Origin of the sequence: Streptomyces sp. NPDC055955 (assembly GCF_042270245.1) — a bacterium.
Classification (GTDB): domain Bacteria; phylum Actinomycetota; class Actinomycetes; order Streptomycetales; family Streptomycetaceae; genus Streptomyces.
In genome coordinates this window covers 56607-77235 of sequence record NZ_JBHJYS010000009.1, presented here as the reverse complement: position 1 = coordinate 77235, position 20629 = coordinate 56607, and the positions used below count along the sequence as shown (strand labels likewise).

The 20629-nt window shown below is 72.4% G+C and carries 20 protein-coding genes; 5 read left to right on the top strand and 15 right to left on the bottom strand.

The window, feature by feature from the left end; all coding sequences use genetic code 11:
• Positions 1 to 2 precede the first annotated feature (2 nt).
• Together ACFC96_RS19660 and ACFC96_RS19655 are read right to left on the bottom strand one after the other, a co-directional pair.
• A complete protein-coding gene (locus tag ACFC96_RS19660) occupies positions 3 to 1646 on the bottom strand; it encodes an ABC transporter permease (protein ID WP_376613339.1) in 1644 nt (547 codons plus the stop codon).
• Positions 1643 to 2581 (bottom strand): ATP-binding cassette domain-containing protein, encoded by a 939-nt coding sequence (locus ACFC96_RS19655; protein ID WP_376613337.1) that lies wholly within the window; start codon positions 2579 to 2581, stop codon positions 1643 to 1645. The genes ACFC96_RS19660 and ACFC96_RS19655 overlap by 4 nt, the downstream gene beginning before the upstream one ends.
• Before the next feature lie 92 nt (positions 2582 to 2673).
• Between ACFC96_RS19655 and ACFC96_RS19650 the strand changes: the two genes are divergently transcribed.
• Positions 2674 to 3201 carry a GbsR/MarR family transcriptional regulator gene (locus tag ACFC96_RS19650; RefSeq protein WP_376613335.1) on the top strand — a complete coding sequence of 176 codons (528 nt, stop codon included), beginning with the start codon at positions 2674 to 2676 and terminating at the stop codon, positions 3199 to 3201.
• Positions 3202 to 3207: 6 nt separating this feature from the next.
• Here ACFC96_RS19650 and ACFC96_RS19645 read toward each other — a convergent pair whose 3' ends face one another.
• The 3 genes from ACFC96_RS19645 to ACFC96_RS19635 form a co-directional block, all read right to left on the bottom strand.
• Entirely contained in the window at positions 3208 to 3876 is a 669-nt protein-coding gene (locus tag ACFC96_RS19645) for a response regulator (protein ID WP_376255673.1), read from the bottom strand.
• Between the two features lie 101 nt (positions 3877 to 3977).
• Complete coding sequence (locus ACFC96_RS19640; RefSeq protein ID WP_376613333.1) at positions 3978 to 5351, bottom strand: sensor histidine kinase; 1374 nt, start codon at positions 5349 to 5351, stop codon at positions 3978 to 3980.
• Between the two features lie 104 nt (positions 5352 to 5455).
• Positions 5456 to 6328 carry an alpha/beta hydrolase gene (locus ACFC96_RS19635; RefSeq protein WP_376613331.1) on the bottom strand — a complete coding sequence of 291 codons (873 nt, stop codon included), beginning with the start codon at positions 6326 to 6328 and terminating at the stop codon, positions 5456 to 5458.
• A gap of 121 nt (positions 6329 to 6449) precedes the next feature.
• Here ACFC96_RS19635 and ACFC96_RS19630 point away from each other — a divergent pair, with 121 nt between their 5' ends.
• Positions 6450 to 7100, top strand: coding sequence for a TetR/AcrR family transcriptional regulator (locus ACFC96_RS19630; RefSeq protein ID WP_376255667.1), 651 nt, complete (start codon positions 6450 to 6452; stop codon positions 7098 to 7100).
• A gap of 7 nt (positions 7101 to 7107) precedes the next feature.
• On the opposite strand, the gene kynU is transcribed toward ACFC96_RS19630, so the two are convergent.
• The 10 genes from kynU to ACFC96_RS19580 all read right to left on the bottom strand — a co-directional run bounded on the left by kynU (position 7108) and on the right by ACFC96_RS19580 (position 16746).
• The gene (gene kynU, locus ACFC96_RS19625; RefSeq protein WP_376613329.1) at positions 7108 to 8337 is read right to left on the bottom strand and encodes a kynureninase; all 1230 of its coding nucleotides are present in this window, start codon (positions 8335 to 8337) and stop codon (positions 7108 to 7110) included.
• Positions 8330 to 9169 (bottom strand): tryptophan 2,3-dioxygenase family protein, encoded by an 840-nt coding sequence (locus ACFC96_RS19620; protein ID WP_376613327.1) that lies wholly within the window; start codon positions 9167 to 9169, stop codon positions 8330 to 8332. Before ACFC96_RS19620 ends, kynU begins: the two co-directional genes overlap by 8 nt.
• A gap of 156 nt (positions 9170 to 9325) precedes the next feature.
• On the bottom strand, positions 9326 to 9739 hold the full coding sequence (locus ACFC96_RS19615; RefSeq protein ID WP_376255661.1) for a DUF3151 domain-containing protein: 414 nt from the start codon (positions 9737 to 9739) through the stop codon (positions 9326 to 9328).
• Complete coding sequence (locus ACFC96_RS19610) at positions 9736 to 10938, bottom strand: MalY/PatB family protein (protein ID WP_376255659.1); 1203 nt, start codon at positions 10936 to 10938, stop codon at positions 9736 to 9738. The genes ACFC96_RS19615 and ACFC96_RS19610 overlap by 4 nt, the downstream gene beginning before the upstream one ends.
• A gap of 92 nt (positions 10939 to 11030) precedes the next feature.
• Complete coding sequence (gene fbaA, locus ACFC96_RS19605; RefSeq protein ID WP_376255657.1) at positions 11031 to 12062, bottom strand: class II fructose-bisphosphate aldolase; 1032 nt, start codon at positions 12060 to 12062, stop codon at positions 11031 to 11033.
• A gap of 167 nt (positions 12063 to 12229) precedes the next feature.
• Entirely contained in the window at positions 12230 to 12781 is a 552-nt protein-coding gene (pyrE, locus tag ACFC96_RS19600; RefSeq protein WP_376255655.1) for an orotate phosphoribosyltransferase, read from the bottom strand.
• A gap of 10 nt (positions 12782 to 12791) precedes the next feature.
• Entirely contained in the window at positions 12792 to 13586 is a 795-nt protein-coding gene (locus ACFC96_RS19595) for an aldose 1-epimerase (RefSeq protein ID WP_376613325.1), read from the bottom strand.
• A 20-nt stretch (positions 13587 to 13606) separates the two neighbouring features.
• Entirely contained in the window at positions 13607 to 14419 is an 813-nt protein-coding gene (locus ACFC96_RS19590; protein WP_376613323.1) for an SRPBCC domain-containing protein, read from the bottom strand.
• Positions 14420 to 14472: 53 nt separating this feature from the next.
• The gene (locus ACFC96_RS19585; protein WP_376255649.1) at positions 14473 to 16134 is read right to left on the bottom strand and encodes a polyamine aminopropyltransferase; all 1662 of its coding nucleotides are present in this window, start codon (positions 16132 to 16134) and stop codon (positions 14473 to 14475) included.
• Between the two features lie 90 nt (positions 16135 to 16224).
• Positions 16225 to 16746, bottom strand: a complete 522-nt coding sequence (locus tag ACFC96_RS19580; RefSeq protein WP_376255647.1) for a DUF2617 family protein — start codon at positions 16744 to 16746, stop codon at positions 16225 to 16227.
• 349 nt (positions 16747 to 17095) lie between these two features.
• On the opposite strand from ACFC96_RS19580, the gene ACFC96_RS19575 reads away from it, so the two are divergent.
• From ACFC96_RS19575 to ACFC96_RS19565, 3 genes are all read left to right on the top strand, one after another.
• On the top strand, positions 17096 to 17467 hold the full coding sequence (locus ACFC96_RS19575) for a hypothetical protein (protein WP_376613321.1): 372 nt from the start codon (positions 17096 to 17098) through the stop codon (positions 17465 to 17467).
• A gap of 253 nt (positions 17468 to 17720) precedes the next feature.
• Positions 17721 to 18908, top strand: a complete 1188-nt coding sequence (locus ACFC96_RS19570; protein WP_376255643.1) for a pyridoxal phosphate-dependent aminotransferase — start codon at positions 17721 to 17723, stop codon at positions 18906 to 18908.
• 218 nt (positions 18909 to 19126) lie between these two features.
• Entirely contained in the window at positions 19127 to 20629 is a 1503-nt protein-coding gene (locus ACFC96_RS19565) for a hypothetical protein (protein WP_376255641.1), read from the top strand.

Genomic DNA, 20629 nt, shown 5'->3' with positions numbered 1-20629 from the left:
GGTCAGTTCGACAGGTCCCGGCGGCGCAGGCCCGTCAGGCCGGCCGCGACAAGGGCCGCCGCGATCGCCAGCAGGGTCAGGACGGGGGTCCACGCCATCTCACCGCCCGGCAGCTTCGGCAGGTGGCCGAAGGGGGAGAGGTTCATGACCGGCTGCGGGAGCTCGAACGCCGGGCCGATCCAGCCGATCAGGAGGGCGATGCCCGCGACGGCCCAGGCCGCGAGCGCCGCACGCGGGAACACCCCGAACAGCAGCACGGCGAGGCCGCCGATGACCCAGATCGCGGCGAGCTGCGTGAGGCAGGCGCCCAGGACGGGGCCGAAGTCCTTGCCGTAGCCGATCCCGAGGCCGAGGCCGCCCAGCACCATGATCAGCGCGGCTCCGCCGAACGCGATGACCAGATGGCCCGCCGCCCACCGCAGCCGGCCGACCGCGGCCGCGAGGACCGGCTCGGCGCGCTGTGAGGTCTCCTCGCCGCCGAGGCGCAGCACCGACGAGACGACGTAGAGCGCGGCGACCATGCCGAGCATGCCGACCATCGTGGCGAGGAACGCGTCCGTGACGCCGGACTGGCCGCCCATCCGCTCGATGATGTCGCGCGTCTTCTGGTTGTCGCCGACGAGATCCGTCGCGCCCTGCGTCATCCCGCCGAACGCGATGCCGGCGACCAGGAACCCGGCGCTCCACCCGAACACGCTGCCGCGCTGGAGCCGCCAGGCGAGCGCGCCCGCCGTGCCGAGCCGGCCCGAGGCGGGTCCGGGACGGCTCGGCAGGAAGCTCATCCCGATGTCGCGCCGCCCGGCGAGCCCGTACGCGGCCGCCCCCTGCGCGGCGGCGCCCGCCACGAACAGGAGCAGCACCCACCAGCGTTCGTCCGCGAACGCCCTTGTGTTCTCCAGCCAGCCGAGCGGTGACAGCCAGGTCAGGACCGACGAACCTCCCCCGGAACCGAACGCCCGGGGGGACCCCGAGGTCCCCGAGTCCCCGGCCGCGCGCAGCACGAACGCCAGGCCGAGCACCGTCGACGTGAGGCCCTTGGCGAGGCGCGCGCTCTCCGTGAGCTGCGCGACGATCGCCGCCAACGCGCCGAACACCATGCCGGTCGCCCCGATCGCGAGCCCCAACGCCAGTGCCCCGCCGCCGCCTTGGGGGGCGAGGCCGCCCGCGACCAGCAGGGCGGTGGCCGCGTCGGCGACGAGCGCCGCGAGCAGCGCGGCGGTCAGCGGGGCGCGCCGGCCCACCATCGCCGACGACACCAGCTCCTGACGCCCGCTCTCCTCCTCGTCCCGGGTGTGCCGTACGACGATGAGCAGGCTCATGACGGCGGCGAACAGCCCGCCGTAGACCCCGATGCGCCACGCGGTGAGTCCGCCGATCGAGTCGGCGAAGACCGGCCCGTACAGGGCGCGCATCGAGCTGTTCGTGGCCATCGACTGCGCGAGGTCGGCGCGCTCGGCGGCGGTGCTGTACACGCTCTTGAGCGAGCCCGGCATCGACAGGACCATCAGGAGAACGACGGCTACCCAGACGGGGATCAGGACGCGGTCGCGGCGCAGCGCGAGCCTCAACAGGGTTCCCGTGCCCGCGAGTTGGCGGGCTCCGGCGGCGCGCGGGGCGAATCGCGCGCCGGCCACGGCGGCGGTCATCGCGACACCGCCCCTTCGACGGCGCGGGCGCCCTCGGCCCCGTCCGCACCGTCGTCCTGGTAGTGCCGCAGGAACAGCTCCTCCAGTGTGGGCGGGGTGCTGGTGAGCGACCGTACGCCGGAGCCGGTGAGTGAGCGGAGCACCGCGTCGAGCTTGTCGCTGTCGACCTGGAGCTTGACGCGCAGGCCCTGGACGTCCAGGTCGTGCACGCCGGGGAGCCCGGCCAGTCCGTCGGGCGCGGAGGCGAGTTCGGCGGTGACGCTGGTGCGGGTCAGGTGCCGCAGTTCGCTGAGCGACCCGGACTCGACGGTACGGCCCTTGCGGATGATGCTGATCCGGTCGCAGAGCGACTCGACCTCGCTGAGGATGTGCGACGACAGCAGCACGGTCTGGCCCCGCTCGCGGGCGGCCTCCTTGACGTACTCCTGGAAGACCTCCTCCATCAGCGGGTCGAGGCCGGAGGTCGGCTCGTCGAGGATGAGGACGTCGACGTCGGACGCGAACGCGCCGACCAGGGCGACCTTTTGCCGGTTGCCCTTCGAGTAGGTGCGGCCCTTCTTGGTCGGGTCGAGCTCGAACCGCTCGATCAGGTCCGCCCGGCGCGCCTTGTCGAGGCCTCCTCTCAGCCGCCCGTAGAGGTCGATGACCTCACCGCCGCTGAGGTTGCGCCACAGCGTGACGTCGCCCGGCACGTACGCGACTTTGCGGTGCAGGGCGACGGCATCGGCCCAGGGGTCGCCGCCGAGCAGCTGCACCGCGCCGGAGTCGGCGCGCAGCAGGCCGAGCAGGACGCGGATGGTGGTGGACTTCCCGGCGCCGTTGGGGCCGAGGAAGCCGTGCACCTCGCCGGCCTCGACGTCCAGATCGAGGCCGTCCAGAGCATGCGTCTTGCCGAACGACTTGTGCAGTCCGGAGACGGTCATTGCCTTCGTCATGTTTCAGAACGTACGCTACTTTCACAAACTTGTGAAGTTAAGGAAGCGTATAAACTTGAGGCTGCACGTCACCCAGGGGAGATGATCGGGACATGAGCGCGACGAAGGACGGCGAGAGCAGCACGGGGGCGCACCAGGCCGACGGCGAGGCGGCGGTGTCACGCTTCGTGGAGCGGTTCGCCGCGGAGATGACCGAGGCCGGCATGCAGCGGATGGCCTCCCGCGTCTTCGCCTCGCTGCTCGCCTCCGACGAGAGCGCACTGACCTCCGCGGAGCTCTCCGAGCGGCTGCAGATCAGCCCGGCGGCGGTGTCCGGGGCGGTGCGCTACCTGACACAGGCGGGCATGGTCGGCCGCGAGCGGGAGCCCGGCTCGCGCCGCGACCGCTACCGGCTGCACAACGACCTGTGGTTCGAGACGTTCACCCGCCGCGACCAGCTCCTCGCGCGCTGGGAGAAGGTGCTTCGCGACGGGGTGGAGTCACTGGGCCCGGACAGCCCCGCGGGCCTGCGGCTCGCCGAGACGGCGGCGTTCATGCAGTTCCTGGACAGCGAACTGAAGGGCCTGATGACGCGGTGGCACGCGCACCGCGAGACGCTCGACCTCGGCCCCCGGGCCTGACCTTCCCTACGCGGGCCTGACCAGCCGCGCCTCGTACGCGAAGACCGCTGCCTGGGTGCGGTCGCGCAGACCCAGCTTCACGAGGACCCGGCTGACGTGGGTCTTGATGGTCGACTCGGCGACGACCAGCCGTTCGGCGATCTCCGCGTTCGACAGGCCCTGGGCGATCAGGACCAGCACCTCCGTCTCGCGCTCCGTCAGCTCACCGAACGCCCCCGGGTTCGCCACCGCCGGCAGCTTCGGGATCTCGGACAGCTTCGAGAACTCCGTGATCAGGCGGCGGGTCACCGAGGGGGCGAGGAGGGCCTCGCCCTGGGCCACCACCCTCACCCCGTCGGCCAGTTGGCGGGCCGAGGCGTCCTTGAGGAGAAAGCCGGAGGCGCCGGCGCGCAGCGCCTGGTAGACGTACTCGTCGAGGTCGAAGGTGGTCAGGACGAGCACCTTCGCGCTGCCGTCCGTCGCGGCGATCTCGCGGGTGGCCTCGATGCCGTTCAGCTCCGGCATGCGGATGTCCATGAGCACGACGTCCGGGGAGAGCTCACGGACCCGGGCGATCGCCTCGCGGCCGTTGACCGCCTCGCCGACGACCTCGATGTCGGGCATCGCGTTGAGCAGCACGGAGAAGCCCTCGCGGACCATCATCTGGTCGTCGGCGATCAGTACACGGATGGTCATGCCGGGACTCCCGGTTCCAGTACACGTTTGGTCATGCGGGGGCTCCCGGTTGCCGTACACGAATGGTCATGCCGGGCCTCCCGGTTCCCGTACACGGATGGTCATGCCGGGCCTCCCGACCCGTCCGTCGCCGTCGTCGCTTCGCGCTCCGGCCCGGGCTCGGGCGCGGCCACCGGCACGAACGCCGCCACCTCGTAGCCGCCGTCCGCCGTGGGGCCCGCCGTCATCTCGCCGCTCAGCATCGCGATGCGCTCCCGCATGCCCGTGATCCCGTGGCCCGCACCCGGCGAGGGCTTGACCAGACCCGTCGGCGGGCCGTTCACGACGCGCAGGCCGAGCCCTCCGAGGACATACGCCACCTCGACGCGCGCCTCGGCGCCGGGCGCGTGCCGCAGCGCGTTGCTCAACGCCTCCTGCACGATGCGGTACGCCGACAGCTCGACACCCTGAGGCAGGTCGCGGACCGCGCCCGTGACCGTCTGCCCGACCCGGAGCCCGGCCTCCCGCACGTTCTCCAGGAGCCTGCCGAGATCGGCGAGCGTCGGCTGCGGGGCGTCGGGCGCCTCGTAGTCCTCCGCCCGTACGACGCCGAGGACCCGGCGCAGCTCGGTGAGCGCCGCCACCGCGTTCTCGCGGATCGTGACGAACGCCTGCTCCAGCTCCGGGGGCGGGTTCTCCACGCGGTAGGGCGCGGCCTCCGCCTGGATCGCGACGACCGACATGTGGTGCGCGACCACGTCGTGCAGCTCGCGGGCGATGTTCGTGCGCTCCTCCAGGAGCGTGCGCCTGTCCCGCTCCACCGCCGTGACCTGGCGCTGCGCGGTCATCTCCACCTTCGCCTCGCGCCTGATGTGCACCGTCGTGGTGACGAGGAGGGCGAGCGCGGAGACGAAGAGCATCGGTCCGGTGTCCGAGTCCAGGCTGTACCAGAGGACCGACGCGAAGAAGCCGAAAGCGGCCGTGCCCGCCCACATCCAGGCCGCCGTGCGGGGCCGGGTCCTGGCCGCGACCACGGTCATCACGACGAGGTGCGCGAAGAACCCGGCGGGCGCCCACGGGGCGCCGAATCCGTCCCCTCCCATGATCGCGACGAACGGCGTCGACACGAGGGACATCCACCACGCCCCGACCGGCCTGAGCAGCGTCATCGCCACGGCGAGCGCCGGGACGAACCCCGACAGCGCGTGGATCACGTCCCCGCCCATCGAGTCGCCGACGGCGAAGGCGATCAGCAGCGTGAACAGGGCGGCGCCCAGGACCACGGCGTGCGGCGTCCACACCGCGTAGCGGCGCAGCCGCTCCGGCAGCCGCCCGAGCAGCGGGCCGTCCGGCGACCACGGCGGCAGCGGACGGTAGGCGAAGGGATCCTTGAACAGGTCCTGCCGCAGGCCGCTCAGCGCGCCGGCGGCGAGACGGTACTCGGGGCTGTGGCTCCTGGCCCCCGTGGGCATCGTCTGGGTCTGGGTCTCGGTCACGTACAGCACCGTAAGCGGGGGCCCGCCCCGAAGGCGTCCCACGGGAGGAGGGTCCTGGGCCCTCCGTCGCAGGTACTACACGCCCCCGCCGCGGCCGGGCGCCGTCACCACGCCAGCTGGGCGATCTCCTCCGCCACCACGGCGCACGCGTCCGCGGCGGGGTCGATCAGCGGGAAGTGGCCGACGTCCTCCATGAGCGTGAGCCCCACGACCTCGCCCGCCTTCGCCGCCGCGTCCGCGTAGGCCTCCGCGACCGCGTACGGCACCGTCGTGTCCGCCCGTCCCTGCACCAGCGTCGTCGCGATGCCCGTGGGCAGGAGCGCGGCGGGGTCGGCGTACGGCAGCCGCTCCTCGAACACGGCCTCGCCGCCCAGGAACTGGGCGGGTGCGCCGGAGCAGACGTCGAGGTCGCGGGCCGTCCCGAAGTCGGCGATCGGGGCGAGGGCGACGACGCCGCGCAGCGGTGCGGGTGCGGCGGTGCGCCAGGGCGCGTCCTCGGGCAGCAGATGCCGTGCGGCGGCCCACAGGGCGAGCTGCCCGCCGGCCGAGTGCCCCACAACGACGGTGCGTCGCGGGTCACCCTGCGGCAGCGCGTCCCGTACGAGGCGGGGGAGGGCGTCGAGGGCGGCGGCGATGTCGTCGAACGTCTCCGGCCAGCGCCCCGCCACCGGACCCGTGCCGCCCTGCTGGGGCAGTGAACTCCCGCGCCGGTACTCGACGTTGGCGACCGCGAAGCCGCGCCGCGCCAGGAAGTCGGCGAACGGCGTGAGGTGCTGCCGGTCGTAGGGGGCACGCCACGCGCCGCCGTGCAGGACCACCACCAGGGGCGCGGAGTCCGCGCCATCGCGGGGCGCGTAGAAGTCGACGACCTGGTCCGGGTGGTCCCCATACGCGGCGGTGGCATCGGGCGGGACCACGGGGTGCGAGAAGGCCGATGCCTCTTCGGCCTCGTCGCGGGCGGCGTCGTCGTCCGGCATGCTCCAACCTCTCAGCGTCACGGCGGAATTGGAAAGTATGCGGACGCTACCAGGCCGGTGACGTGGGCGGACACACACCGTGACCGGACAAACGGTTCCCCTGTGCCGTTACTCTGGCCGTATGCCCGAACAAGCAGAGCCCGGGGCCGCCCCTTCGGACCCCGGCGCCGTGCAGGCGGAGCCCGGCACCGTCCGCCCCGGCGGGCGCACGGCACGGGTCCGCGCCGCCGTCCTCGACGCCGCCGGTGACGTGCTCGCCGAACAGGGCTTCGCCCACCTCGACCTGGCGGACGTCGCCCGGCGCGCGGAGGTCGGCAAGACCACGGTGTACCGGCGCTGGGGCTCGGTCACGGGACTCGTCGCCGATCTCCTCGCCGACATGGCCGAGCAGTCGCTGCCGCGCACCGACACCGGCACCCTGCGCGGCGACCTGCGGGCCAACGCCCGCCTGGTGCGGCGCACACTGGCCGACCCCCGCCAGGGCGCCCTGTTCCGGGCCGTCATCGCGGCCGCGACCTGCGACGGCAAGACGTCGGCGGCCCTGCGCCGCTTCTACGAGGTGCGGGTCACCGAGTGGGCTCCGTGCGTGGAACAAGCCGTGCGACGCGGCGAGTTGAGCCCCGGCACCGACCCGGCCGCCGTCGTGCGCGCCGTGTCCGCGCCCCTCTACTACCAGCTCCTGACGGCCGGATCCGCGCCGACCGAAGCCGACGCGGACCAGGCCGCCGACGCCGCCGTCGCGGCGGCGGAAGCGGGCGTCTACACCGCCTGAGGCGTCACTACGCCGCGGCGGCCGCCAGCTGATCCGCGAGGACCCGCGCGGCCCGCTCCACCTCGGCGAACCCGAGGTACAGCGGGGTGAAGCCGAACCGCAGCACGTCAGGGGCGCGGTAGTCGCCGACGACACCCGCCGCGATCAGCCGCTCCATGACGGCCCCGGCGTCATCGGTGCGCAGCGCCACCTGACTGCCCCGCTCGGCGTGCGCCGCCGGCGTCACCGACTCGACCCGCCCCGCGGGCACATACGCCTCGACGCACTCCAGGAAGAAGTCCGTCAGCGCGAGCGACTTGGCGCGCACCGCGTCCACCGGCACCCCGTCCCAGACGTCGAGCGCCGCCTCCAGGGCGAGCATGGACAGGATGTCGGGAGTGCCGACCCTGCCCCGCACCGCCCCGTCCCCGGCCTCGTACGAGGGCCGCATCCCGAACGGCTCGGCGTGCGAGTTCCACCCCGGCAGCGGCGAGTCGAAGCGGCTCTGGAGATCACTGCGCACATACAGGTACGCGGGTGAACCGGGGCCGCCGTTCAGGTACTTGTACGTGCAGCCGATCGCGAGGTCGACCCCGTGCGCGTCGAGCCCGACCGGCAGCGCGCCCGCGCTGTGGCACAGGTCCCAGACGGACACGGCGCCCGCGCGGCGCACCGCGGCGGTCAGCGCGGGCAGGTCGTGCAGGCGGCCCGTGCGGTAGTCGACGTGGTTGAGGAGCACCGCGGCCGTACGGTCGCCGAGCGCGCCCGGGACCTCCGCGGGGGTCAGCGGACGCAGCGTGCAGCCCGTCATCCGGGCCGCGGACTCGGCGATGTACCCGTCGGTGGGGAACGTCGTCGCGTCGACGAGGATCTCGTCGCGCCCCTCACCGGCCAGCCGCACCGCGCCCACCAGCGCCTTGAACACATTGACGCTGGTCGAGTCGCCGACGACGATCTGCCCCTCGGCGGCACCGACGAGGGGCGCGATCCGGTCGCCGATCCGCTCGGGCGCCGTCCACCAGCCCGACTCGGTCCAGGAGCGGATGCGCAGCTCGCCCCACTGCCGGCGCACGACGTCCTCGACGCGCCCCGGCACATGCGCGGGGAGCGCGCCGAGCGAGTTGCCGTCGAGGTACACGGTGTCGCCGGCGTCGTCCAGGACGAACCGCTCGCGCAGCTTGCCCAGCTCGTCGGCGGTGTCCAGCTCCCGGGCCTTCTCGGCCAGGGCGTTCAGGTCGGAGGCGGTCACGTCAGACATGGGACCTCGCTGTCCACAGCTCGGGGAACACGTTCTTCTGCGCGCGCTTCTCCAGCCAGGCCACGCCCGCGGAGCCGCCCGTGCCCGTCTTGGCGCCCATCGCCCTGCGGGTCGCCACCAGATGGTCGTTGCGCCATCGCCACACCAGCTCGGCGACGTCGGTGAGGGCCTCGCCGAGGCGGGCGAGTTCGTCGCCCTCGTCACCGGCGTACAGCGCGGTCCACACGGCCTCGACCTCGGGCGACGGCACGTACTTCTGCGCCACGTCCCGCTTGAGCACCGTCTCGGGGACGGCGTGGCCGCGGCGGGCGAGCAGCCGCAGCACCTCGTCGTACAGGCTCGGCTCCTCCAGCGCCTTCTCCAGCTCCGCGTAGACCCGCGGCGCGCCCCGGTGCGGGACGAGCATGGAGGAGGACTTCTCGCCGAGCAGGAACTCCATGCGCCGGTACATCGCCGACTGGAAGCCGGAGCCCTCGCCGAGAGCGGCCCGGTAGGAGTTGAACTGCGCGGGGGTCAGCTGGCCGAGCGGGCGCCACGACGCGTTCAGCGCGTCCAGCTCGCGCACGGAGCGCTTCAGGGCGGCCACCGCGGTCGGCACGTCGTCGGCGCGCAGGGCCCGCGACGCGGTCTCCCACTCGTGGACGATGACCGTGAACCACAGCTCCATCACCTGGGTCGTGACCAGGAAGACCATCTCTCCGGGGTCGTCGGAGCGGGTGTGCTGGAGGTGGGTGAGGACGTCGGCCTGGACGTAGTCCTCGTAAGGGGTGGTCCCCGCAAAGTCGAGATACGGCGTCTCTGGCTCGTTCGACTCGTGAGCCTCGTGGGACATCGCTGTCTCCTTGAACGTACTCCGGGTAGCGGTCCGCCCCTGCCGATTCCGGCACGGGGGCCCCGGTCCCCACGGGCATCCTCCGCAATCGTCCCCCGAAACGGCAAGGCCCGCCCGGTCAGCTCGTCACGGGCGGGCCTGCGAAAACGCGGAAATCTAGCCCAGGGTCTGGGCCGCGGCGGGCGAGGAGTCCTTGAGGAACTGCGCGCAGCGCTCGTACTCCTCCTGCTCGCCGACGGACTGCGCGGCGCGCGCGAGGGCGTGCAGGGCGCGCAGGAAGCCGCGGTTCGGCTCGTGCTCCCACGGCACGGGGCCGTGGCCCTTCCAGCCGCTGCGCCGCAGCGCGTCGAGGCCCCGGTGGTAGCCGGTACGAGCGTAGGCGTACGACTCGACGACGCTGCCGCGCTCGTACGCCTCGTCGGCGAGGCGCGCCCAGGCGAGGGAGGACGTCGGGTACTTCGCGGCGACATCGGCCGGCGCCGTGCCGCTCGCGAGCAGCTCGCGCGGCTCCGGGTCGTCGGGGAGCATGGTCGGGGGCGGTCCCCCGAGAAGGTTCTCGTGAAGGCTCATGGGTTCCAGTCTGCGCCATGACCCGCGGTGCGTTCCATGCCGGTGATCATCAGCCTGTCCAGCGCCCGTATCAGCGCGTCCGTGCCCGCCTCGGCCTTGGAGCGCGGGCAGCCGACGTTCAGGCGCAGGAATCCGGGCGCGCCGTAGGTTCCGCCCGGCATGATCGCCACCCGCTCCCGCTCGACGAGCTCCCGCTGGAGCGCGTCGTCGTCGACGCCGAGGGGACGCAGATCGATCCAGGCGAGATAGCCGGCCTGCGGCGGCCGCCACCCGAGCTCGGGGAACGCGGCGCCGAGCCGCTCCGCGAGCATCGCCAGGTTCCCGCGCGTGTACTCCCGCACGCCGTCCAGCCACGCCCCGCCCTCGCGGTACGCGGCGATGTGCGCGGTCAGGGACAGCACGGCCGGCGAGGCGAGGCCCTCCGCGGTGTCCATGCGCCGCACGAACTCGGCATGGTCGTCCGGATCGCCGACGAACCCGTAGCTCCCGCTCAGCGCGGGGAAGTTGAAGGCCTTGGTGGCGGAGGTGACGAGCGCCCAGCGCAGTCCCTCGCCGTACGGCGTCCACGGGCGGTGCACGTGCCCGGTGTGCGTGAGGTCGGCGTGGATCTCGTCGCTGATGACGGCGACGTCGTGGCGCCGGGCGAGGTCCGCGATCCGGGTCAGCTCGGCGTCCGTCCACACCTTGCCGGTCGGGTTGTGCGGCGAGCACAGGATCAGCACCCGGCTGTCGGGCCGCGCCAGCTCCCGCTCCAGGCCCGCCCAGTCGTCGGCACCGGCGGTGCGCATCTCACGGCCGAGGCCGGTGACCGCCTTGCGGAACCCGTCGTACGTGGGGGTGTGCAGGACGACACCGTCGCCGGGCCGCGTCCACATGCGCAGGAGCTGGGACACCTGGTTGAGCACGGACGGGGCGTACACGAGTCCGTCGACGTCGACCTCGGTGCCGTACCGGGTCGCGAACCAGTCGCGTACCGCGCCGCGGAAGTCGTCGTGCCGCCAGTCCGTGTAGCCGAACACACCGTGCGCGAGCCGGGACCCGAGCGCCGCGAGCACCTCGGGGGCGCAGGCGAAGTCCATGTCGGAGATGGTGAACGGCAGCAGATCGGGCACCGCGAACCGGTCCGCGACCCCGTCCCACTGGACGCACCAGGTGCCGCGCCGGTCGACCGGGGTGTCGAAGTCGTAGCGCACAGTCATCTCCCTCCGGGGACGCCGGAGGCCCGGCACCCCAGGAAGAGGAGTGCCGGGCCCCGGCGTCGCATTCGCATGCCTGCTTGAGCTTCGTGCGCCTACTTGAGCTTCGTGCCCGTGGAGCGCAGGTTGGCGCAGGCCTCGGAGACGCGCTTGGCCATGCCCGCCTCGGCGGACTTGCCCCAGGTGCGCGGGTCGTACTGCGACTTCACGCCGACCTCGCCGTCGACCTTCAGGACACCGTCGTAGTTGCGGAACATGTGGTCCGCGACCGGCCGCGTGAAGGCGTACTGGGTGTCGGTGTCGAGGTTCATCTTCACGACGCCGTTCTCCAGCGCCGTCGCGATCTCCTGCTCGGTGGAGCCGGAGCCGCCGTGGAAGACGAAGTCGAACGGCTGCGACCCGGCGGTCTTGCCGTACTTGGCGCCGACGCCCTCCTGGAGGTCCTTGAGGAGCTCCGGACGCAGGACGACGTTGCCCGGCTTGTACACACCGTGCACGTTGCCGAAGGACGCGGCGAGCAGGTAGCGGCCCTTCTCGCCCAGGCCCAGGGCCTCGGCCGTGCGGATCGCGTCCTCGACGGTCGTGTACAGCTCGTCGTTGATCTCGTGGCTGACGCCGTCCTCCTCGCCACCGGTCGGGGTGATCTCGACCTCGAGGATGATCTTCGCGGCGGCGGCCTTCGCGAGCAGCTCCTGGCCGATGGCCAGGTTGTCGGCGAGGGTCTCCGCGGAGCCGTCCCACATGTGGGACTGGAACAGCGGGTTGCGGCCGGCCTTGACGCGCTCGGCGGAGATGTCGAGAAGCGGGCGCACATAGCCGTCCAGCTTGCCCTTGGGGCAGTGGTCGGTGTGCAGCGCGACGGTGACGTCGTACTTCTCGGCGATGATGTGCGCGTACTCGGCGAGGGCCACGGCGCCCGTCACCATGTCCTTGTTGTACTGGCCGCCCAGGAACTCCGCACCACCGGTGGAGATCTGGATGATGCCGTCGCTCTCGGCCTCCGCGAAGCCGCGCAGCGCAGCGTTCAGGGTCTGCGAGGAGGTCACGTTGATGGCCGGGTAGGCGAACTTGCCGGCCTTCGCCCGGTCCAGCATCTCGGCGTAGACCTCGGGGGTTGCGATGGGCATGTGTCCGCTCCTTGGGATGTGCGGGTGTGTGCTGTCAGACCCTGACCTGGGGCCTCACGTCTGGTTCGGCCCCGGATGGCGACGTCATCGTCGCCCCCATCTTTCCAGACTTGCCGGACAGCTCCAGTACTGGTGGCGTACTGGGTCCGGCCCGCCCTCGACCGGCCTCAGTCGAGGCCCAGTTCGTCCTTGCCGAACGCGAACAGGTACGGGACCCCGGCGCCCTCGGTGATCTTCTCGGCGGCACCGGTCGCGCGGTCCACGATCGTGGCGACGCCGACGACCTCGGCACCGGCCTCGCGCACGGCCTCGACCGCGGCGAGCGGGGAGCCGCCGGTGGTGGACGTGTCCTCGACGACCAGGACGCGGCGGCCCTCGATGTCCGGGCCCTCGACACGGCGCTGCATGCCGTGCGCCTTGGCGGCCTTGCGGACCACGAACGCGTCGAGGCGCTCGCCCCGGGCGGCGGCCGCGTGCAGCATGGCGCCGGCGACCGGGTCGGCGCCCATCGTCAGGCCGCCCACGGCGTCGAAGTCGAGGTCGGCGGTCAGGTCGAGGAGCACCTGGCCCACCAGCGGGGCGGCCTCGCCGTCGAGGGTGATGCGGCGCAGGTCGATGTAGTAGTCCGCCTCCAGACCGGAGGAGAGCGTCACCTTGCCGTGCACCACGGCCTTGTCCTTGATCTGCTGGAGAAGCGCGTCGCGCACGTCGTTCGTCATGGCTACGAGCTTAGAGCGCTCGCCACGTCCAGGTGGTCGTCGCCTCCAGAGGGTCCACCGGGGTGACGTGGCGCGGCAGCGTGTTCAGGCCGTCCGGCGGGCCGGTCTGCGGCTCCACGCACACGGCCGCCTCCTGCTCGTCGTAGACGACGACCCACTGCTCCCGGCTCGCGATCTTGACCTCGAACCGCTGCGGCCAGGTCAGGGTCACGTCGACGCCGTCGGGCATGCCGAAGCAGTCGTCCCAGGGGCCGTCCGTGCGGTCGATCCGCCGGCCGGTGGGCAGGTGGTCGCCGCCGCGCTCCTCCTGCCAGGCCGGGGAGAAGTCGATGCGCACGCCGTCGGCGGCGCCGTCGAGGGTCCGGTTGAACCAGGGGTGCCAGCCGGCCTGCGCGGGGAACGAGTCGCCGTACGTCTCGATGCCGAGCGTCAGCGTGAGCGAGTCCTCGGTGAGGCGCACCATCTGGGTGACCCGGCCGGGCCTGGGCCAGGGCTCGACGAGGTCGTACGTGAAGACGGCCTCGTCGGCGCTCGCGCGGGCGGTCGTCCACTCGGCGTCGCGGGCGAAGCCGTGGATGGCGTGGGGCGGCGAGTTCAGGGGCATCTGGTACGTCTGCCCGCCGTCCCGGAACCTGCCGTCCCGGATGCGGCCGCACCACGGCACCATCGGGAAGCAGCCGTACCGATCCCCCTGCCGGAGAAGTTCGGTGCCGCCGATGCGCAGGCTGCTCACGCGGCAGCCGTTGCCCGGCTGCACGGTCACTTCCGCGTCGCCCGCGGTCAGCGTCGTTTCCTGGGTAGTCACGGGCCGACCTTACGTTTCGATCAGCGCCGGCGGCGCAGTACCCGGCCGACGACGATCGCGGACGCGACCACGGCCGCGGCGGCGGGCGCGGCCCAGCGCAGCGTGGCGGTGGCCGTCGTGGACTCGGGCGCGGGCACCGGGGCGTAGCGGCCGCGCGGCGGCGCGTGGTCGACCTCCTCGGCGCTGCGGCCGATCATGGTGCGGCGCGCGTGGGCGGCCTCGGCGGGCGGCACGTCGGCGTCGAACCCGGCGTCTTCACCGGCCTCGTCGGCTTCGGGTTGCAGCTCCGCGAAAGGGGCGAGCGAGGGCGGCGGGATCTCGGTCTCGAAGACGGTGGTGGAGTCGTCGGCGGAGTCCTCCGTGTCCTCGGCGTCCTCGGCACGGGACACGTCCTCCGCCCCCGGGTCCGTCCCCGGTTCCGCCGCCGTGCCGAGTGCCTCCGCGAAGCGGGTCAGCAGGCGCCGTACCGCGGACTGCACGGCGTCGTCGGGGAGTTCGGCGACCCGGCCGTCCCCGCTGCCCGACGCCACGAACGTGACGCGGGAGCCGCCGGACGCCGCGGCGACCCGTACCGTCACCGCGAACTTCACGGAACCGGTCCCCCGCGCCTCGGTGCCGTCGCCCTCGACCGCGAACGCCCCGGTCTCCGTCTCGGTGACGCGCAGGGAGCCGCGGTAGGTGATGGTGTGGCCGCCGATGCGGAGCTTCAGCCGGCCGCCGTCGCCGGAGGCCTCCCGCTGAAGTCCGGGCACCGCCCTCGCCACCAACTCGGGGGCCGCCAGCGCGCCCCTCAACGACTCCGCCGGAACCGGAACGAACACCTCATGCTCCATGCCGCCCGAGCCTACCCACGCCCGGCCCCACGCGTCCCGTGTTCGGCCCGTACTCAGTACGCGTACCGCGGATGCACCAAGGTCGAAGGCGCGAGTCCGGTGATCCGCGAGCGCTCCGCCGCCCGCACCCGCTCGCGCGGCACGGCCCCCTTCGGCAGCGGTCGCGGGCCCGCGAGCACGAACCCCCAGTCGCTCGGCGCCCGCGTCCCGTCGAGCGTCCGGTCGGGCCCGTCGGCGATCCCGGTGAGCCGGTCCCACGCCCCGTGCTGCCGCCCGGCCGGGGCCGGCGGTGCGCCCGTGCCCACCCAGTACGGCACCGTCCGCAGGCCCGCCGCGCGCAGCGTCGTGTCGACCGTCCAGAACACACGGGGCCGCGACGACAGCGACCCGGCGTGCACGGCGAGCCGCCCGTCCGGGGCGAGGACCCGCTCCGCCAGGCCGTAGAACTCCTGCGAGTACAGCTTCGTGCTGGCCGTGATCCCGGGGTCGGGCAGATCGGAGATCACCACGTCGTAGGGGGTGTGGTGCCCGCGCAGCCAGCGGAAGGCGTCCCCGGTCACGGCCCGCACGCGCGGGTCCTCGTAGACGTGCCCGTTGAGCGCGCTGAGCGGCGGATCGTTTCTCGCGAGGTGTACGACGCCCGGGTCGATCTCCACGATGTCCACCGTCCGCACCCCGGGGAAACGCAGGACCTCGCGGGCGGCGAGGCCGTCACCGCCGCCGAGGATGAGCACGCGCGCGTGCGGTCCGGCCATCGCGGGCCGCACGAGGGCCTCGTGGTAGCGCTGCTCGTCGCGGCCGCTGACGCGCAGGCGCCCGTCGAGGTAGAGGTCGAGCGGCTCGCGCTTCCCACCGGTGACGACGACCTCCTGTACGCCGGTCTGGACGGCGACGCGGACGTCCTTGCCGTACATGGCCTGCCGGGCGGCCCGCTCGAAGTCGTCGACGAGGGCCGCGGCACAGGCGAGCAGGCCGAGCACGACGAGATTCGCCACGAGGAGCGTCCAGCGGCCGCGGCGCGTGAGGTCCCTGCGGAACAGGCCGAGCACGAGGGCGCCGCCGGCGAGCGCGTTGACCGCGCCGGTGAGCAGCGCGCCCGTGAGCTGCCCGAGCATCGGCAGCAGCAGGAAGGGGAAGGCGAGACCGCCGACGAGCGCGCCCACGTAGTCGGCGGCGAACAGGTCGGCGACGGCGCCGCCGGCGTCCTGCCGTCTGATCCGCTGGATGAGCACCATCAGGAGGGGCACTTCGGCGCCGATGAGCACACCGATGGCGAGGGAGAACCCGACGAGCATGTAGCGCGAGCCGCCCGCCCAGGATCCGCCCCAGTCGCCGGTCCACGCGAACACCGCGTACAGCGCCATCGCGCTGCACCCGCCGACCAGCGCGAGCGCGGCCTCGACCGCGCCGAACCCGGCGGCGGCCCGCAGCCGCAGCCGCTTGGCCCCCAGCGAACCGATGCCCATGGCGAAGACCATCACGGACAGGACGACGGACGCCTGGGTGACCGAGTCGCCGATCAAGTACGAGGCGAGCGCGACCAGTTCGAGTTCGTAGACGAGTCCGCAGGCCGCGCAGAGGAAGACGCCCGCGAGTACGAGAAACCGCCCCGTCGCCTGCTTCACGGGAAGAGGGGCCACGGGAAGGGGTGCCCTGCCCTCCTCGCTCCGGGCGCGCGGGACGCCGGACGGAATGGGGGTGCGCGGCTCGATCACGTTGCGAACGCTACGTCACCGCGCAACTCCGTCCAGTCACCCACACGTGTGGAAGTGGGCCCGTACGCGCATGGGCCGCAGCCCATGGCGTCACAGCATCGCGGCCGGGGTCCGCACGCCCACCCGGGTCCGGGTGACGACGAGTTGACCCTCCTGCGGATAGGCGTGCCAGGTGCGCCAGCGCACCTGCCCCTCCTGCCGGTGGGCGAGCAGCGCGGTGAAGGCGTGCGGGCTGCCGGGGAACACCCCGGCGAGACCGTTGGGATGGTCGGACACCAGCGCGATGAGTTCCTGCGCGCGGCCCGCGAACGAGCCCTCGGAGAGGGTCTCGACGTGTGCCGCGAATTCGTACTCCCAGTCGCCCATGCGCTTGGCGACGCCGAGCGGCAGCGGGGTGCTGCTGCCCGGGATGCAGGCGACGGTCTCGGAGCAGCTGCCCTGCTCCTCCTCCAGGAGTACCTGGTGCGAGGCGCCGAGGAGTCTCAACTGGAGCTTGGCACCGGCTAGTTCGAGATCGAGCGTGGCGAGCGCGGGCAGCGGTTCGCGGCCGAGAGCCCAGGCCAGGTCGTCCGCGCGTGTGTCGGTGTAGGCGGTGTTCAGGGTCGTGAGCATGGGTCGGCTCCGCTAACACGCAAAAGGAGGTGAGGCCGGCGCTGAAGGGGGAGGCCGGCACGTGCCCACGAGAACGCACGAGGGCCGCTTTGACGGTTAAGAGGGAATCATGAACGGTGGCGCCGCCACAGCGTTTTTACCCAACTTCGCCGGGTTTCCATCCCCTCCGGGGACCCCACAGCTCAACTGTTCAACTTCTCCGGGCAACGTGCGTCCCGTTCCCGCGCAACGGACCATTCCAGGCGCATATGGCGCCCCGACCGTCACACGCCCCTCTCGTCGTCCCCTGCATACGTACGGCCCACGCGGACCGGCTGCCCCGTGTCAGCCGCCTCCCTGTGGGCCGTACGTGTCCTGGTGGCGCGGTCAGCTTCCGCCGCCGCACCCGCCCCCGCCGCCGCAGGAGGACCCGCCTCCGCAGGAGCTTCCGCCCCCGCACGAGGATCCGCCGCCGCAGGAGTGCCCGTGGTGTCCGCCGGAGCTGCCCGACGAGCAGGAGGCCCCGCCCACCGCACCGCCGCCGGCCCACCAGCTGCTGCTGCCGGAGCGTCCCGACCGGCCCTTGCTCAGTGACGTCTTCCTGCTCCGCGCCCTGCCCGAGCCGCCCGCGGACGACACCGCCACGACGATGCCCACGATCACAAGCCCAAAGATGATGGCTCCGATGATCACGGCCCTCACCTTCCTCTCATTCCCCCGAGAACGCCCCCGTCGGGCGTGACTCGGGGATTCCCGGGCCCGCGCCCCGTCAAAGCAGAGTTGAGCAACTTCTGAGGGTCTTTCAGGGGTGTCGGCCCCCGACGGCAGGCCGGACGTCTCGCACCCGCCGGCAGTCCACACGGGAGCACTATATGTAGCGAATAGCCATATAAACTCTCATGCGAAGCACATGTCGGAATAGGAAAATCCGTCGGGTGCCGTCACAGCGGCCCGTCCCGAGGGTGAGTTGAGGAACTCCGGAGGTTCGGCGCAGGATGGCGCCCATGACCTCCAGCGCGCGCCCCCTGCTCAACCGCCGTCTCGCCGAGTTCGGGACCACGATCTTCGCGGAGATGTCCGCGCTGGCCACGGCGACCGGCTCGATCAACCTCGGCCAGGGCTTCCCCGACACGGACGGCCCCGAGGAGATCCGCGAGGCGGCCGTACGGGCGCTGCGCGACAGCCGCGGCAACCAGTACCCGCCGGGCCCCGGCGTCCCCGAGCTGCGCACCGCGATCGCCGCCCACCAGGAGCACCGCTACGGCCTGTCCTTCGACCCGGACCGCGAGGTCCTCGTCACGGCCGGCGCCACCGAGGCCATCGCCGCCTCGCTGCTCGCGCTGGTCGAACCCGGCGACGAGGTCGTCGCGCTGGAGCCGTACTACGACTCGTACGCGGCGAGCATCGCGCTGGCGGGCGGCACCCGCGTCCCCGTCACCCTGCGCCCCGACGGTGGCGCCTTCCGGCTCGACCTGGACGAGCTGCGCGCCGCGGTCACCGACCGCACCCGCCTCCTGCTGATCAACACCCCGCACAACCCCACCGGCACCGTCCTCACGCGCGAGGAACTCACCGCGATCGCGGCCCTCGCCGTCGAACGCGACCTCCTGGTGATCACGGACGAGGTGTACGAGCACCTGACGTTCGGCGACGCGGGGCACATCCCGCTCGCCACCCTCCCCGGCATGCGGGAGCGCACGGTGACCATCGGGTCCGCCGGCAAGACGTTCTCGTTCACGGGCTGGAAGGTCGGCTGGGTGACTGCCTCACCCGAGCTGGTCACCGCGGTCCGCTCGGCCAAGCAGTTCCTCACCTACGTCGCGTCCGGCCCCTTCCAGTACGCGATCGCCGAGGCGCTCGCCCTGCCCGACTCGTACTACGACGCCTTCCGCGCCGACATGAGCGCCAGGCGCGACCTCCTCGCGGACGGTCTCGCGGCGGCCGGCTTCGAGGTGTTCCGGCCCGCGGGCACGTACTTCGTCACCACCGACATCCGCCCGCTGGGCGAGAGCGACGGCTTCGCGTTCTGCCGCGCGCTGCCCGAACGCGCCGGCGTCGTCGCCATCCCGAACGCGGTGTTCTACGACCACCGCGAGGCGGGCGCCCCCTTCGTACGGTTCGCGTTCTGCAAGCGGATCCCGGTGCTCGAAGAGGCGGTCGACCGCCTCAAGAAGCTCGCCTGAGAACCGGGTCCCGAGCGGTACCCCGATGAACGCGTGATCCAAATGGGACGGTTGCGACCGTACCCACACGCGACTCTTCGACATACCCTTGCTGGCTCGGGCAGCGACAGTACGACCGCTGCCGCGGGACGCGTGAGGGGGACACGTGGAAGTGGCTCGACCGACTGCGGACATGTATCCGACGGGTGCCACCCGGTGGCGCGACCGCCGAGACGGCCATGCCTGAGCGCCCGTCCCCGCACCCCGCCTCTCCCGCGAGCGAAGAGCAGCTCGTGGAGGCGCTGATGCGGGTGTCCGTCATGGAGGACCGGCGCAGCCGCCGGATGTGCGTGGACCGGGCGCTGCACCGGCTCGGACAGCGCCTGTCCGTGGCCGAGTTCGGCGAGAAGAAGCCGCACATCGTCGAGATGGTCCGGGTGTTCGGCGCGGTGCCCCGGGGCTGGCTGCACCTGGTGGAGGCCGTCCGGTATCTGGCGGACGACGACCTGGCCTCGCTCCAGGCGTCCGCTCTCGTGGAGTCGCCGCTGCCCCCGGCCGGCGACCCGGCGCAGCGGGCCGCGCTGGACCCCCTCCTGAGCGGCCTGGACCGCGGCTCCGTGCCGGATCTCGCCGACCTGTTCCGCCATGTGGCCGGGGACAGCTTCGGGCCGCTGCCGAGGACGACCCGCACGGCACGCGAGGCGTACGAGCTCCTGGAGCAGTGCAACGTTCCCTCGGACGGGATACCGAGGAGCGTGCGCTTCCTGCACGAACTGGCCTATCTGGTCGGACCGGAGCGCGGCGACCCGCTCAGGGTCTGGCTCAGCCGTCACATCCGCTCCCTCGCCGACACGGGACCGGAGGGGCAGCGCATGCTCGACGCCGTCCGCTCCTCCACCGGAAGCTGGCGCAAAGCCCCCGGCCGCGAAGCCTTTCTGGTGATCCGGCTCCAGCCGTTGACCGAGTCACCCGATCGTGTCGCACTCACCTGCTGGACGAGTACCGGCCACGCGTGGGAGCCGCGCCAGCGGGACGACCGGGAACTGCGTCTGACGGAGGTGCCCGACTGGGTCGCCACCCTCGTCGACCGGGAGGAAGAGCGGCTGCGCAACCACCACGGCGGCATCGTCGTGGAGTTCATCCTCTCCCTGGCGATGGCGAACACACCGGTGGAGGACTGGACCCGGCCGACCCCCTTCGGCTCACGGCAGCCCGGCCTCGGCACGTCGGCCCCGTTCCGCCCTCCGCTGGGCATGGACTACAAGGTCGTCATACGCAGCCTGGAGCGGATGGAGGCACGCCAGGTCCACCGGGTGTGGAACGCGCGCTGGGAGGTGCTGAGGAGCGGGGGCGCGGGGCGCGTGCACCGGTGCGAAACCGGCGCCGGCTCCCAACAGCAGGCGCTCTACGCCAAGTTGAAGCACAATCAGGCCATTGTGCTGATGACTCTGGGGTCGTCACCCGACTCGGAACACGGGCTCAGCGAGCTGACCCTCGGCCTCCAGGCGGGCCTGCCGGTGCTGCTCTGGGCTCACCAGGGACCCCTCGACGACATCGAGCACGCGGAACTCCACAGGCTCGCCGAAACCGGCGCCTGGGACGACTTGTTGGAGACGGTCACGCGCTTGCGCTTCTCTCCCGGAACACGCGACGATGGGCCGGAGGGTTCCATCGACTCTCGTATCGCTGTGCTGTGGGACGATCCGAGCCGCCTTCCCGAAGTACCGGAATCAGCGAGTTGA

What these genes read in the sequence shown, in the direction of transcription:
- fbaA (WP_376255657.1), bottom strand. Translation starts at nt 12,062, where the DNA reads ATGCCCATCGCAACCCCCGAGGTCTACGCCGAGATGCTGGACCGGGCG.
- pyrE (WP_376255655.1), bottom strand. Translation starts at nt 12,781, where the DNA reads ATGACGAACGACGTGCGCGACGCGCTTCTCCAGCAGATCAAGGACAAG.
- ACFC96_RS19570 (WP_376255643.1), top strand. Translation starts at nt 17,721, where the DNA reads ATGGCGCCCATGACCTCCAGCGCGCGCCCCCTGCTCAACCGCCGTCTC.
- ACFC96_RS19660 (WP_376613339.1), bottom strand. Translation starts at nt 1,646, where the DNA reads ATGACCGCCGCCGTGGCCGGCGCGCGATTCGCCCCGCGCGCCGCCGGA.
- ACFC96_RS19615 (WP_376255661.1), bottom strand. Translation starts at nt 9,739, where the DNA reads ATGAGCCTTCACGAGAACCTTCTCGGGGGACCGCCCCCGACCATGCTC.
- ACFC96_RS19580 (WP_376255647.1), bottom strand. Translation starts at nt 16,746, where the DNA reads ATGCTCACGACCCTGAACACCGCCTACACCGACACACGCGCGGACGAC.
- ACFC96_RS19610 (WP_376255659.1), bottom strand. Translation starts at nt 10,938, where the DNA reads ATGACTGTGCGCTACGACTTCGACACCCCGGTCGACCGGCGCGGCACC.
- ACFC96_RS19655 (WP_376613337.1), bottom strand. Translation starts at nt 2,581, where the DNA reads ATGACGAAGGCAATGACCGTCTCCGGACTGCACAAGTCGTTCGGCAAG.
- ACFC96_RS19565 (WP_376255641.1), top strand. Translation starts at nt 19,127, where the DNA reads ATGCCTGAGCGCCCGTCCCCGCACCCCGCCTCTCCCGCGAGCGAAGAG.
- ACFC96_RS19645 (WP_376255673.1), bottom strand. Translation starts at nt 3,876, where the DNA reads ATGACCATCCGTGTACTGATCGCCGACGACCAGATGATGGTCCGCGAG.
- ACFC96_RS19620 (WP_376613327.1), bottom strand. Translation starts at nt 9,169, where the DNA reads ATGTCCCACGAGGCTCACGAGTCGAACGAGCCAGAGACGCCGTATCTC.
- ACFC96_RS19635 (WP_376613331.1), bottom strand. Translation starts at nt 6,328, where the DNA reads ATGCCGGACGACGACGCCGCCCGCGACGAGGCCGAAGAGGCATCGGCC.
- ACFC96_RS19630 (WP_376255667.1), top strand. Translation starts at nt 6,450, where the DNA reads ATGCCCGAACAAGCAGAGCCCGGGGCCGCCCCTTCGGACCCCGGCGCC.
- ACFC96_RS19650 (WP_376613335.1), top strand. Translation starts at nt 2,674, where the DNA reads ATGAGCGCGACGAAGGACGGCGAGAGCAGCACGGGGGCGCACCAGGCC.
- ACFC96_RS19590 (WP_376613323.1), bottom strand. Translation starts at nt 14,419, where the DNA reads ATGGAGCATGAGGTGTTCGTTCCGGTTCCGGCGGAGTCGTTGAGGGGC.
- kynU (WP_376613329.1), bottom strand. Translation starts at nt 8,337, where the DNA reads ATGTCTGACGTGACCGCCTCCGACCTGAACGCCCTGGCCGAGAAGGCC.